At 73.7% G+C, this 13,386-nt stretch carries 9 protein-coding genes and 1 pseudogene; 4 read left to right on the forward strand and 6 right to left on the reverse strand.

What is annotated here, in order from left to right:
- Positions 1-408: 408 nt before the first annotated feature.
- On the forward strand, positions 409-1,251 hold the full coding sequence (locus tag BLW85_RS35280; RefSeq protein WP_074995402.1) for an ATP-grasp domain-containing protein: 843 nt from the start codon (positions 409-411) through the stop codon (positions 1,249-1,251).
- Here the strand turns inward: BLW85_RS35280 and BLW85_RS35285 are convergent.
- Positions 1,238-3,659: pseudogene (locus BLW85_RS35285) on the reverse strand (polysaccharide lyase 8 family protein). The gene BLW85_RS35280 and the pseudogene BLW85_RS35285 sit on opposite strands and share 14 nt — an antisense overlap.
- A gap of 257 nt (positions 3,660-3,916) precedes the next feature.
- On the opposite strand from BLW85_RS35285, the gene BLW85_RS35290 reads away from it, so the two are divergent.
- A complete protein-coding gene (locus BLW85_RS35290; protein ID WP_070023358.1) occupies positions 3,917-4,399 on the forward strand; it encodes a flavin reductase family protein in 483 nt (160 codons plus the stop codon).
- 25 nt (positions 4,400-4,424) lie between these two features.
- On the opposite strand, the gene BLW85_RS35295 is transcribed toward BLW85_RS35290, so the two are convergent.
- The 5 genes from BLW85_RS35295 to BLW85_RS35315 form a co-directional block, all read right to left on the reverse strand.
- Positions 4,425-5,165: a class I SAM-dependent methyltransferase gene (locus BLW85_RS35295; RefSeq protein WP_074995404.1), complete on the reverse strand. Its 741-nt coding sequence runs from the start codon at positions 5,163-5,165 to the stop codon at positions 4,425-4,427.
- Positions 5,166-5,308: 143 nt separating this feature from the next.
- Positions 5,309-7,762 (reverse strand): SpoIIE family protein phosphatase, encoded by a 2,454-nt coding sequence (locus tag BLW85_RS35300; RefSeq protein WP_079172532.1) that lies wholly within the window; start codon positions 7,760-7,762, stop codon positions 5,309-5,311.
- Between the two features lie 61 nt (positions 7,763-7,823).
- Positions 7,824-8,201: a hypothetical protein gene (locus BLW85_RS35305; protein WP_107409236.1), complete on the reverse strand. Its 378-nt coding sequence runs from the start codon at positions 8,199-8,201 to the stop codon at positions 7,824-7,826.
- Between the two features lie 338 nt (positions 8,202-8,539).
- The gene (locus BLW85_RS35310; RefSeq protein WP_074995410.1) at positions 8,540-9,457 is read right to left on the reverse strand and encodes a MurR/RpiR family transcriptional regulator; all 918 of its coding nucleotides are present in this window, start codon (positions 9,455-9,457) and stop codon (positions 8,540-8,542) included.
- A gap of 77 nt (positions 9,458-9,534) precedes the next feature.
- A complete protein-coding gene (locus BLW85_RS35315; protein ID WP_074995413.1) occupies positions 9,535-10,197 on the reverse strand; it encodes a nucleoside/nucleotide kinase family protein in 663 nt (220 codons plus the stop codon).
- 86 nt (positions 10,198-10,283) lie between these two features.
- Between BLW85_RS35315 and BLW85_RS35320 the strand changes: the two genes are divergently transcribed.
- Both BLW85_RS35320 and BLW85_RS35325 read left to right on the forward strand, forming a co-directional pair.
- Positions 10,284-11,024 carry a beta-phosphoglucomutase family hydrolase gene (locus BLW85_RS35320; protein WP_074995416.1) on the forward strand — a complete coding sequence of 247 codons (741 nt, stop codon included), beginning with the start codon at positions 10,284-10,286 and terminating at the stop codon, positions 11,022-11,024.
- The gene (locus tag BLW85_RS35325; protein WP_074995419.1) at positions 11,021-13,375 is read left to right on the forward strand and encodes a glycoside hydrolase family 65 protein; all 2,355 of its coding nucleotides are present in this window, start codon (positions 11,021-11,023) and stop codon (positions 13,373-13,375) included. The genes BLW85_RS35320 and BLW85_RS35325 overlap by 4 nt, the downstream gene beginning before the upstream one ends.
- Positions 13,376-13,386: the final 11 nt, after the last annotated feature.

Consider the following 13,386-nt stretch of genomic DNA (forward strand, 5'->3'; position numbering starts at 1 on the left):
GACGGAAGCGGTCACGATGTCCTCCTGTCGGAGCCACGCGGGTACACGGTGGTGGTGCGGGACGAGAACTCGCGCGCGGCGCGGCCCTGTTCGCCCGGACCGTACGCGCTCCGACGGCCGCACGCCCTGGTCTCCCGGGCGCGGCGGCCGACCGAGGCCGACATTGTGCGGGCCGCCGGCCCCCGGACGCACTGGACGTGATGGCGCCCCGGTGGGGGGCCGGACACTCCGATCCGTCCATGGCGCGGGGCCCGGAGCGGTGCTAGGTTCCGGGCCCCGCGCGCCCCCAGGTCTCCGGCAGGGCACCGCCGCAGAGCGCCGGGCCCCGGCCGGTCGAAGCCGATCATGCGGGCGTAACCTTTCTGCGCCTACCGGCACCAGCACCCGACCACGCCCGAGGAGACCCGTATGCCCGACGCCCGCCCCCGCCTTCTCTACGTCACCGATCTGGCGTACCAGGCCCGCGGGCGCCGCTACTGCGACGAGGACATCCTGCTCACCTCCCGGCTGCGCGCCCACTTCGACCTGGCACTGTGCCATCCGCTGGACGCGGTGGCGCTGATGGACGGGTACGACGCGGTCGTGGTGCGCAACAGCGGGCCCGTGCTCGGCTACCAGCAGGCGTACGACGCCTTCCGCGCGCGGGCGCTGGAGCGCGGCACCCCGGTGTACAACCCGCTCACCGGCAAGGCGGACATGGCCGGCAAGCGGTATCTGCTCGACCTGACCGACGCCGGGTACCCGGTGATCCCGACCGTCGGCCGGGCCGCTGACCTGGACCGGCTGCCGGCCGTCGACCGCTACGTCTGCAAGCCCCGGCTCGGCGCGGACTCCCTCGGCCTGCGGATCGTCCCCGCCGGCCGGGTCGCCGCCTTCGCCGGGGACGACATGCTGGTACAGCCCTACATCGTCTTCGTCCACGAGATCTCCTTCTACTTCGTGGACGACGACTTCCAGTACGCCCTGTACGCCCCCGACCCGCGCCGCCGCTGGGAGCTGAAGCCGTACCCGGCGACCGCCGCGGACCTGGAGTTCGCCCGGCGCTTCGTCGACTGGAACGACCTCGGCCACGGCATCCAGCGCGTCGACGCCTGCCGCGCCCCGGACGGCGCCCTGCTGCTGGTCGAGCTGGAGGACCTGAACCCCTATCTGTCGCTGGACGCGCTGCCGGAGGGGGACAGGGACGCCTTCGTCGGCGCGGTCACGGCGTCCCTGAGCCGGTTCGTACGGGGAGCGGTCACCCCAGCCTGACGGTGATCCGCTGGCTCACCCCGGCCGTGCCCCTGAGGTCGCCGAAGGCGAGCGTGAGGGAGCGGCCGGTGGTGGCCGAGACGACCGTGGCCGGCGCGGAGGTCACCGCGGCGACCGGCCGCCGCCAGGTCAGGGTCAGACCCGTGCTCATCAGCATCGGATCGCTCACCGCGATCACGGCCGTGCCGTCCGTTCTCGCTGATCATCACCGAACACGGGTCGCTCGCGGTGAGCGTTCCGACCGTTCCGCCGAACCAGAAGTTCACCCCGGTGAACCCGAGCGGGCGGACAAAGACGCCCTGCTGGTCGTCCGTGTTGGCGAGCACGGTCAGCCAGTCGCGCTCCGCCGCCCGGGCCCGCGTCCGTGCGGCGCTCGCGCCCGGCATGAGCAGATAGGCGTACGAGGCGTTCACCGGATCGGTGCCGTGATCGACGTACATCGTCAGGTACGTGCGGCTCAGCACGGTCGGGGACCCGCCCGTGTTGATCGAACTCCAGCTGCCGTCCCGGGCGTCGCGCAGCGCCCGCACCGTCGCGCCGCCGGGGAAGACATAGCCGCCGTGCCCGCCGATGTGCGCCCAGCCGGTGCCGGTGAGCGTCTGCGACCAGGGGTGGGCGACCGGCTCCACCCTGCCATCCACCGTGAACGGGGCGTCGCCCGCGGCCCCCAGGTTCCGGTTCTCGACCGTCGTCTCCACGACCGTTCCGTCGGTGCAGGTGATCCCCGCACCCAGGCAGACCACCGTGTCGTCGAGGAAGAACCACGACTTCTTCGCGACCAGCGTCGACTGGAGGCCCTTGAGGTGCTGCCCGACCGCGGCCCGCTCCCCGTCCGTCGCGCCGCCCACCCAGTTCACGTCCGGTCTGGCCGCGCCCCAGTCGCCGCCCGCGCCGTCCGCCAGCACCCGCCGGGAGACGGTGGTACCCGGCAGCCGGTACGGGTCCACGGTGGGCCAGAAGGCGTCGCTGTACTGGCCGCCCGCGAAGGTGTCGCCCCACCAGTAGAGCATTCCGGCCCCCGTGTGCCAGCCGCGCAGGTTCTCGCCGTTGCCGCACTCGTAGTAGGCGATCCGCTTGCCGGCCATGCTCAGCGAGGCCGCCCAGCCGGGCCGGCGGTGGGTGGCCCGTGCCATGGCGGGGAAGAGCCGGTGCCCGGTCGGCTCCGGCACCGCGGACACCGCCGGGTCCGTGTCGACATCGCTGAGCCGGGCCAGGTTGGGCAGGCTCAGCACCGGGTCGGCGAGCGGCGGGCTGTAGGTGTCGCGCCGCATCCAGCCCTTCACCAGGCCGCGCCAGCGCGCGTTCTCCGCCGCGCTCGCGCCCTGTCCGAGCAGCAGCACGGAGGCGAGGACGGGGTGGCCGCGCAGATGGTCGTCCTGCTGGATCGCCTGCGGGTCCGCGGCCGACAGGCCCCGGCTGATCGCCCGGCCCGCGACACCGTCCATCACCAGGCCGTTGTGGAGGAACGGCGCCCAGGCCTTCTCGACCGAGTCGAAGACGATCTGCCGGTTCTCGTCGGTCACCTCCCAGCCGGAGCCGGCCAGCAGCGCGAACAGCATCCCGAGCCCGCCCAGGAACACCGCACCGTAGGAGCCGGTGTACGGCACCCAGGTGTGCTGGATGAACGAACCGTCGGCGTGCAGACCGTCGCCCGAGGTGACGTACGGGAAGACGGGCGAGAGGGCGTCGCGGGCCAGCGCCACCTTGGCCGCGTCGCCCCCGACCACCCCGCGCAGCGCCAGCACCCGGCACAGATCGACCCGGTTGGCGCCCGTGCTGGTGCCGGTGTAGTCCGCCACCGCGGAGTCGGGCACGAAGTGGTCCACGGCCGCGGTGCAGCCGGCGATCTGCTCGGCGGACAGGGCGTCGTACATCAGCACGCATGTGTCGAGGAGCGCCTGCGGGGCGCCGATCTGCCAGCTCCACCAGTTGCCGTACGGGGGCTGGTGCGCGTTGTAGACGTCGTCGTGGAGGTGGTCGAGGCCGGTGACCACGGCGTCCCGCAGGGCGGTGTCGCCGGTCAGTCCCGTGCCCGGCTGGGCGTAGGCCTGCGCGAGCGTGCTCAGCCGGGTGTGACTGGCGCTCATGTTGCCGGAGTAGGTGAACGATTCCTGGTCGGTGTCCGGGTCGGGGTCGGCGTACGGGAGGTCCGGCCACAGGGAGCCGGTGGCGGGGGCCATGGCGGCGAGGTACCGGCGTGCCGTGCGGCCCAGGTCGGCCAGACGGGAGGCGAAGGGCTCGGCGCCGGGGTCGAAGCCTTCGCCGAGGATCAGGGTGCGCCACCTCGTCCGCAGGGCGGCGAACTCGTCCGGTGCCGCGAAGGCCGGGGGCGCGGCGCTCAGTCCCAGTGCGACGGCGCTGCCGGAGCAGGCGGCCAGGAAAGCACGGCGTGACCAAGGAGTCGTCATGACGGCGCTTTCTAGCACGCGCTTTCCTGAACGATCAATAGGAAAGACTCAGATGATCGTTCGATCGTTTTGTCTACAGGAGTACGGCCCACTCGGGTGGCCGGGGTGGCCGGGGCGGTCGGGGCGGTCGGCGGAGGGGGCGGCGGATTGGTGGGCCGGTCCAATGCCGAGCGATTGGGGGACGGCGCGCGGGGAACCCCCCTGCGCGGGAACATCGGTGTACGGGGACCGAGCGGCGGTGGACGGAGCGGAGCGGCATGACGCGGGCGGACGTTTTCCTGGGGCGGCTCGACCCCGACATGTGCGTGGTCACGGCCGCGGCCGGCGGCGAGCGGGCGGGCTGTCTGGTCGGCTTCGCCGCGCAGTGCTCCATCCAGCCGCCCCGGCTCGCCGTGTGGCTGTCCAAGGCCAACCGCACCTACCGCGTCGCCCGCGCGGCACAGTGCCTCGCCGTCCATCTGCTCACCCGCGACCAGCGTGCCCTCGCGGAACTCTTCGGCGGCCGGACGGGCGATGACACCGACAAGTTCGCCGGGCTGGACCTGGTGCGGGTGCCCGGCGGCGCCGTGGTCCTCGCGGACGCGGCGGCCTGGTGCGTCGGCACCATCCTGCACCGCGTCGACGGCGGCGACCACGTCGGCTTCGTCCTCGACCCGCTGGAGTGGGGCGAGGGGCGCGCGGGCCCGCTGCTGCGGCTGTCCGACGCGATCGGCATCGAGGCCGGCCACCCCGCGGACTGACCCCGCCCCGACGGCGCGGCGGAACTCACGGTTTGTGGGTTGCCCAGAGCAGTTCCGCCGGCCAGCGGTGTGCCCAGTCGCATGGATCGGTCTCGTTGTAACCGTTGGGTGTTCCGGGGGCGGGCCGCGGCTCGATGAGGTCGTCGATGACGAGCCCCGCGCCGCGCAGGACCCTGACCCAGTCGCCGTAGGTGAGCTGATAGCTGGTCGCGCCGTCGTCCTCGGCGATGGCGTTCAGCCCGAAGTAGTCCTGCGTGAGCGTCGTGGTCACGCGGCCGGCGGCTTCGTCGTAGCAGGCTTCGAACCATGGACTGGCGACGTTGAACACCAGGCGTCCGCCTCGGCGCAGGACGCGTGCGGCCTGTAGGACGGCCAGGTGCGGGGGCGCCCAGCTGAGCCCGCCGAAGTCGCAGAACACCAGGTCGAAGCTGTCGGCGGCGAAGGGGAGTCGTTCGGCGGCGCCTTGCACCAGCGGGTAGCGGGCCGCGCCCATCGCGGCGGCGGCCGCGGCGAGTTGGGCCTCGGACAGGTCGAACCCGACCACGGTGGCGCCCTCGGCGGCGAGCGCCCTGGACCACTGGCCGGCGCCGCAGCCGAGTTCGAGGACGCGCTTGCCGGTGACGTCGCCCAGGGCGTGCAGGTGCGCGTCGGGGATGGAGTACATGCCCCACAGCCGGGGTGTGGCGCCGATGCGCGGGTCGTGCTCGTGCTGGTAGGTGCCGCTGATCCGGTTCCAGAACCGCCTGTTGGCGGGGATGCTGTCCACGTGCCGACTCCAGCACCGTCTGCCTGGGGCGGTCAACACGATAAGGGCACTGACGAGCCCTCGTCCCCGCCCGGCCCGTGATCCGCCGGCCGGCACCGGTGTCTCTCGTTCGGGCCGGGCCGGGCCGGTCCGAACGAAAGACCCTAGCCGTTCGGGGCCTCCCAGCTGTCCGGGTCCGCCGCGTCGACCGGTTCCTCGGTGCGGTCGTCGGCGCGCGCCGGCATCCGGATGTCCAGCACGCAGACGTCGTCGCGCCGCTCGTCCGCGACCATGGCGGCGAGCAGCGCGTCCAGGGAGTCCCCGCCGCCGTCGCCGTGGGCCCGCGCCGCCTCGGCCAGCCGGGCCAGCCCCACGTCCAGGCCCTCGCCGGGCCGCTCGATGAGGCCGTCGGTGTACACCAGCAGCCGGTCCCCGGGGGCCAGGCGCAGCTGCGCCGACTCGTACGAGGGGCGGGCGCTGGCGCCGAGCAGCATGCCGACGGGGCGGTCGAGGTAGCGCACCTCGCCGTCGCGCACCAGCAGCGGCGGCGGGTGCCCGGCCTGCGCCCAGGTCAGCAGCTGCCGGTCGGGCTCGTAGCGGGCCATGATCATGGTGGCGGTGCGCCGGCCGTCCCGGGAGTGCAGCAGCAGCTGGTTGAGCCGGGCCAGGGCGACGGTGAGGGAGGTGCCGGTGCTGACCATCCCCTTGGCGGTGAACCGGAGCTGGGCCATGGTGGCCACCGCGTCGATGCCGTGGCCCGCCACGTCGCCGACCACGAACAGCGCGTCCGCGTCCGGCAGTTCGATGGCGCTGAACCAGTCGCCGCCGACGTGGATGCCGGCCTGTGCGGGCAGATAGGCGACCTCGACGCGCAGCCCGGCCAGCCGTACCGGCTTGCTGGGCAGCGGCAGCAGGGCGTGCTGGAGCCGGGCCGCCAGCGCCCGTTCGGCCTGGAGCACCCCGCGCTGGAGCAGCATCGTGCGCTCGCTCTTGACCAGGGCGAGTTCCGCGCTGCGCTGTGCGGTGAGGTCCTGGACGAAGCCGTGCACCTCGGCCGGGGTGCCGTCCGGCTCGGTGACGGCCTCGGCCACCAGCCGCAGATGCCGTACTCCCTCGGGCGCCTCGACCCGGAACGGCGCGTCGAAGGCCCGGCCGCGGCGGACCAGCCCGGTGATCGCGGCGGTCAGCTGGTCCGCGTCCTGGGGCAGTGCCAATCCGGGCAGCTCCGCCAGTTCCAGCGGCCCGCGCGCGGGGTCGCGGCCCAGGACGGCGTAGGCCTGCGCGGACCAGGAGATCTCCCCGGTGACCAGGTTCCAGTTCGCCCAGCCGAGGTTGCCGAGCCGCTGCACGTCGGCCAGCCGCTGCTCCTGCCGCTCCGTCGGGTCGTACCGCAGCCAGGACACCAGCAGCCCCTCGCCCAGCGGGGCGGCCCGCACCGAGTAGGTGGCGGTCACGGCCACCCCGCCGGACACGTACTGGTAGGCGAACGGCTCGCCCTCGAACGGCACCCCCGTCTCCAGGGCCGTCAGATAGCCCCGCCACAGCGGTTCGCCCGCGACGGACGGGTAGCTCTCCAGGATGCGCCGGCCGACCATGTCGCGTCCGGTGCGGCCGAACACGTCGACGGTCCGCGGCGCGGCGGCGTCGATGCGGTAGTCCTCCACCTCGCCCGTGGGGCCGCGCAGCGGGGTGAGCAGGACCGCGGCACCCGGCAACGCCTCGAAGACCGCCTGCACGGCCGCGGTGAGAGCGAGTTCGCCGGGGGCTTCCCGCGGGGCGTCCAGGGCGCGCAGGCGGCCGGCGCACAACCGGGCGGTGGCGCGCAGCAGTTCGCGCTCGCGCGGCTCGAACGGCTGGTCGTGCCGGCGCAGCACCCCGAGGGCGACCCGGCCGGCGCCCCCGGCCGGCACCGGCAGCCAGGCCCGGGTCGGCCACCGCTCGGGCGGGCTGCCGCTGAGCAGGTACCGGGTGCGGTCGGCCGGCAGGTCCTCCAGCCAGAGGGGCTCGCCCGTCGCCAGCACCTCGAAGGCGGGCACCCCGGCCAGCGGGGGCACATGCCGCCACTGGGCGGCGAACCGAGGTTCGGCGCCCGCGTGCCCGATCAGTTCGATCCCGCCCTCGGCCTGCCGCTCGTAGAGGAGTACGGCATCGGCCCGCACCTCGGCCGCCAGCCGGTCCAGGAGGCGCCCGGCCAGTTCCTGCGGGGAACCGACGCGCACCAGGTCCCGGCCCATCCTGCTCAGTGCCTCGGCGAGGTCGGGGGCACCGGCGGGCGGGGTCTCGCGAGGGGGCGGGGACGCGGCCGCGGGGTCCGCCTCCTCCTTGGACGGCGGGAGCGCGCCCAGGGCGAGCCAGCACTCCTCGACGAGGGTGCGCCCGCTGTCCCGGGCACGGCGGCGCAGCTCGTCGTGGGCGGCGACCGGGGTACAGCCGGTGAGCGCCATCAGGGCGCCCTTGGCCCGCTCCAGTACCGCCGCCGTCGCGGCGCGGTCCCGCAGCCGCTCCAGCTCCGCGCGTTGCCGGGCCACGACCCTGGCCAGCGCGGCGCTGTCGGCGCCGGTGCCGGGGTCGCCCATCGGGGAAACGGACTCGCTCGTCACGCGACGAGCATCGCACATTCGGCACCCTTCGATCACCGGTGTGGAGGAGCGGAGCGGCGAGGACGCCCCTGCCGGTGCGTCAGGCCGGGTGGCCGCCGCGGCGCGCCAGGGCCTCGGTGACCGCGCGGACGCTGCGGGCGATGTGCTGGAGCTGGAGCACCTCGGCCGCGTACAGCTTGATCGTGTGCTCGATGACCGACTCGGGCAGACCGAGCACCGGGAGTTCGGCCCGCGCCGTCTGGAGGGCGGTGCGGGCCACCCGGATCTCCTGCTGCACCTGGAGCTGCGCGTGCCGGGCGAGCAGCACCGGGTGGCGGATCAGGGCCGGATAGCTCGCGTAGCGCGCGGGGACCAGCTCGCGCAGCCACCTGGCGGCCGAGCGCTCCCAGTCGTACGAACCCGGGGTCTTGACCTGGCAGGGCCAGTCGGGGCTGATGCGCGTGCTGGTGAGGGTCATGGTCACTTCCGGTCTGCGCGTCGTGAGGGTGGTCCGACGAGGGCGGGCGGCCCCGGTCCAGGGGATGACCGGGGCCGCCCCGGGGTGCGGCGCAGGGACGCCGCACCACCGGACATCCCGCTCGCCGGCCTGGGTAGGTGACGGCCGGCCCCGGGGTGTCCGCGCGGGTGCCCCGGGCGAGTATTTATATATACCGATCACTTTGCAAGACGTATGAAAACATTCATGCGCGATATGGGGTGAAAGATCCCGGTGCGGGTGGGGGGTGACCGCAAGATCTTCACGGATGGGGCCCACCGTCGAGGAGAACGGCGGCGCCGCGCCGGGGAGCGGCGGACTCAGTCCCTGACGAAGAACTGGTGCTGCTCGGAGATCTGCTCGTATTTCTCCAGCCGGGCCTGGGTGCGCTCCGGATCGGCGTCGGTCATGGCCTGCAGCAGCGCGGCGGCCATCACACCGGGCGCGGCGTAGGAGTCGAACACCAGCCGGGAGCCGGTGCCGGTGGCGAAGGTGACGTCGGCCTCGTCGGCCAGCGGCCCGAGCGCGAGATCGGTGATCAGGGCAACCTTCAGACCGGCGTCGTGCGCCACCCGGATGGCCTGGAGGGTCTCGTGCGAGTGCCGGGGCATCGCGAACGCCAGCACCCAGCTGCCGCCGGCCTCACGGGACTGCAGCAGCGCGTCGTAGGCCACGCTGCCGCCCCGGGTGACCAGCCGTACATCAGGGTGGATACGGCGCGCCGCGTACCCGAAGTACTCGGCCAGCGACTCCGAGATGCGCAGGCCCAGCACGGTCAGCGGGGTGGAGCGGGACAGCTCCCGGCCGACGTGGATCACCCGGTCCGGGTCCGCGAAGTCGCGCCGCAGGTTCTCCAGGTTCCGGATCTCGGCGTCGACGGCGGCCTGGAGCTCGTTGGCGCGGTTCGGGTCGCCGGGCCCGCCGGCCAGGGTCTTCAGCGCGATCGACTGCAACCGCTCGCGCAGCGCGGGATAGCCGCTGAAGCCGACCGCACCGGCGAACCGGGTGACGGACGGCTGGCTGACCCCCACCCGGTCCGCCAGCTCGGTGATGGACAGGAACGCGGCCTCGGTGATGTGCTCGATCAGGTACTGGGCGATCCGGCGCTGCCCGGGGGACAGCCGGGGACCGTCGAACAGCTCCCTGAGCTGGGAGGTCGGGGCGGCCTCGGCCTGCGGTGCGGTCTTGCCCGAAGTGATCGCCGACGCCTGTGCGCGGGCCTGCTGCGGCGAGGGCACCGGTCCGTCTCCTTTGTCTGCCACGAGCACTCAACATAGCTCACCCAAGGCCGTGACCAGCGGGTTGACCAGCGGCCTCAGCCGGGCGACGACGACGGTGACGGCAGGACGTCCGCCGGGACCAGCAGGTCCGCCCGGCCGCGGGTCGTCGCCACCAGATCGGCGTTGCGCTGGTCCGTGCCCAGCACCCAGGCGAGCGCCGCCGCGCGGTCCTTGCCGAACCGCTCGTGCCGGGCGACCAGTCGGCTCACCCGCTCCCGTTCGGGCAGCTCGCAGAACCACACCTCGTCCAGGCACGGCCGCACCCGCGCCCACGAACCCTCCTCCAGCAGAAGGTAGTTGCCCTCGGTCACCACCAGCCGGGCGCTCGGCGGCACCGGGATCGCCCCCGCCAGCGGCTGCTCCAGGACCCGCTCGAACCCGGGCGCGTACACCACCTCGTCGCCGTCCTCGCGCAGCCGGCGCAGCAGCGCCGCGTACCCGGCCGCGTCGAAGGTGTCCGGGGCACCCTTGCGGTCCCGGCGCCCCAGCCGGTCGAGTTCGGCGTCCGCCAGGTGGAAACCGTCCATGGGGACGTGGGCGGCCCACGGGGGGCCGTCGGCGTTCAGGGCGCGCACCAGTCCCTCGGCCAGCGTGGACTTGCCCGCTCCCGGGCCGCCCGCGATGCCGAGCACGGCGCGCCGGCCCGCACGGGGGAGTGCGCGGGCGCGTGCGAGGAGGTCGTCGAAGGTCGGTGGCACGACAGCAGAGTCTGTCACTTCGCGCCGCAGGAACATGTGGCGTGCGCCACTCACTGGACCGCCGCTCACGGGGAACAGTGCTCGGTATGACTCAGCTCGGTCTGCCCGACGACATCCAGGCCTGTCTCTTCGATCTCGACGGGGTCGTCACCAAGACGGCCGTCGTGCACGCGGCCGCGTGGAAGGAGACGTTCGACGCGTTCCTGCGCTCCCAGGGGGGCGAGCAGGCACGGCCGTTCGACGCGGTCGCCGACTACGACGAGTACGTCGACGGCCGGCCGCGCGCCGACGGGGTGCGCGCCTTCCTCGACTCCCGAGGCATCCGGCTGCCGGAAGGCACCCCGGACGACCCGCCGGACGCCCTGACCGTGCACGGCCTCGGCAACCGCAAGAACGAGCTGCTCCTCGCGAAGATCCGCACCGGCGGCGTCGAGGCGTACGAGGGCACCCTGCGCTACCTGGCGGCGGTCCGCACCGAGGGGCTGCGCACCGCGATCGTCTCCTCCAGCGCCAACTGTCGTGACGTACTGCGGTCGGTGGGCGCCGAGCACTACTTCGACGTACGGATCGACGGCGTGGTGGCCGCCGAGCGGAACCTGCCGGGCAAACCGCACCCCGACACCTTCCTGGCCGCCGCCCGCGACCTCGGCGTCGAACCGTCCCGGGCGGCCGTGTTCGAGGACGCGCTGGCCGGCATGGACGCGGGCCGCGCCGGCGGCTTCGGATACGTCGTCGGTGTCGACCGGGTCGGCCAGACCGACGCGCTCTACGCGCACGGCGCGAGCGTCGTCGTCGAGGACCTCGCCGAACTGGAGGACGAGCGGTGATCACGCAGGGTTCGTACGCCGTCGAGCCGTGGGCCGTCCGGGAGACCGCACTCGACCTCGACGTGCTCGCGCAGAGCGAGTCCGTCTTCGCGCTCTCCAACGGCCACGTCGGCTGGCGCGGCAACCTCGACGAGGGGGAACCGCACGGCCTGCCCGGCACCTACCTCAACGGTGTCCACGAGGTGCACCCGCTGCCGTACGCGGAGGCCGGGTACGGCTATCCGGAGTCGGGGCAGACCGTCATCAACGTCACCAACGGCAAGATCCTGCGGCTGCTGGTCGACGACGAGCCGTTCGATCTGCGCTACGGCCGGCTCGTCGCCCACGAGCGGGTGCTGGACCTGCGCCGCGGAGTGCTGGAGCGGACCTGCGAGTGGACCTCGCCGGCCGGCTCCACGGTCCGGGTCCGCTCGACCCGGCTGGTCTCGCTCACCCAGCGCGCGGTGGCCGCCGTCGCCTACGAGGTGGAGGCCGTCGACTGCCGTACCCGGGTGGTGATCCAGTCCGAACTGGTCGCCAACGAAAGCCTGCCCGGCGGCGACGGCGACCCGCGCGCCGCGATGGCGCTCCAGTCGCCCCTGGAACAGGAGGACCACCTCGCCGCGGGCGAGCGGCTGCGCCTGGTGCACCGCACCCGGCGCAGCGGCCTGCGGGTCGCGGTGGCCGCCGACCACTCCGTCAGCGGGCCCGAGCGCACCACCACCCGCAGCGAGAGCGGCACCGACCTGGCCCGGCTGACCGTGACCTCGGTGCTGGAGCCCGGGCAGACGCTGCGGGTCGAGAAGCTCGTCGCCCACGGCTGGTCGGCCACCCGCTCGCTGCCCGCCATGGCCGACCAGGTCGACGCCGCGCTCGCGGCCGCCGCCCACGACGGCTGGCCCGGCCTGCTCGCCGACCAGCAGGCCTGCCTGGACGACTTCTGGGCGCGCGCCGACGTCGAGGTGACCGGGGACGAGGAGATCCAGCAGGCCGTACGGTTCGCCCTGTTCCACGTCCTCCAGGCGGGGGCCCGCGCCGAGCGGCGCGCCATCCCCGCGAAGGGGCTGACGGGCTCCGGCTACGACGGGCACGCCTTCTGGGACACCGAGATGTTCGTGCTGCCCCTGCTCACCCACACCGCGCCCGCCGCCGTCGCCGAGGCGCTGCGCTGGCGGTACAGCACGCTGGACGAGGCCCGCGAGCGCGCGACCCAACTGGGGCTGGCCGGGGCCGCGTTCCCCTGGCGGACCATCGCGGGACCGGAGGGCTCGGCGTACTGGCCCGCAGGCACCGCCGCCTTCCACGTGAACGCCGACATCGCCGACGCCGTCGTCCGCTACGTCGAGGCCACCGGCGACACCGACTTCGAACGCGAGGCCGGGGTCGAACTCCTTGTGGAGACGGCCCGGTTGTGGCGCTCGCTCGGCCACCACGACGTGCACGGGGTCTTCCACCTCGACGGCGTCACCGGCCCCGACGAGTACAGCGCGGTCGCCGACGACAACACCTACACCAACCTGATGGCCCGGCAGAACCTGCTGGCCGCCGTCGACGCCGTCGAACGCCATCCGCGCGAGGCCGCCCGGCTCGGGGTGGACGAGGAGGAGAGCGCGGCCTGGCGGGACGCGGCCGCGGCGATGCACGTCCCGTACAACGCCGAACTCGGCGTCCACGAACAGCATGCCGGGTTCACCCGCTACCAGCGCTGGGACTTCGACGCCACCCGCGCCGACCAGTACCCGCTGCTGCTGCACTTCCCCTACTTCGACCTCTACCGCAAGCAGGTCGTCAAACAGGCCGACCTGGTGCTGGCCCTGTACACCTGCGACGGGTACTTCGCCGAGCGCTGCGACGAGGAGCAGATCGCCCGCGACTTCGCCTACTACGAGCCGCTGACCGTGCGCGACTCCTCCCTGTCCGCCTGCTGCCAGGCCGTCGTCGCCGCCCGCACGGGCCACCTCGACCTCGCCTACGCCTACACGGCCGAGGCGGCCCTGATGGATCTGCGCGACCTGGAGCACAACACCCGCGACGGGCTGCACATCGCCTCGCTCGCCGGCACCTGGATGGCCCTGGTGGCGGGCTTCGGCGGCATGCGCCGCGACGGCGAACGGCTGCGGTTCGCGCCCCGGCTGCCCGAACGCCTGGCCCGGCTCGCCTTCCACCTGGAGTTCCGCGGCCGCCGGCTGCGGGTGGAGATCGACGCCGACAAGACCACGTACGCCCTCCTCGACGGGCCGCCACTGACCCTCCACCACCACGGCGAGCCGCTCACCGTGACCACGAGCGAGCCCGCGGTCCGGGCCGTCCCCCCGGCCATCCGCCGCCCCGCCCCCCGGCAGCCGCGACACCGGACGCCGCACGGGGAATGAGGGAACGGACC

The organism is Streptomyces misionensis (genome assembly GCF_900104815.1).
GTDB lineage: Bacteria > Actinomycetota > Actinomycetes > Streptomycetales > Streptomycetaceae > Streptomyces > Streptomyces misionensis.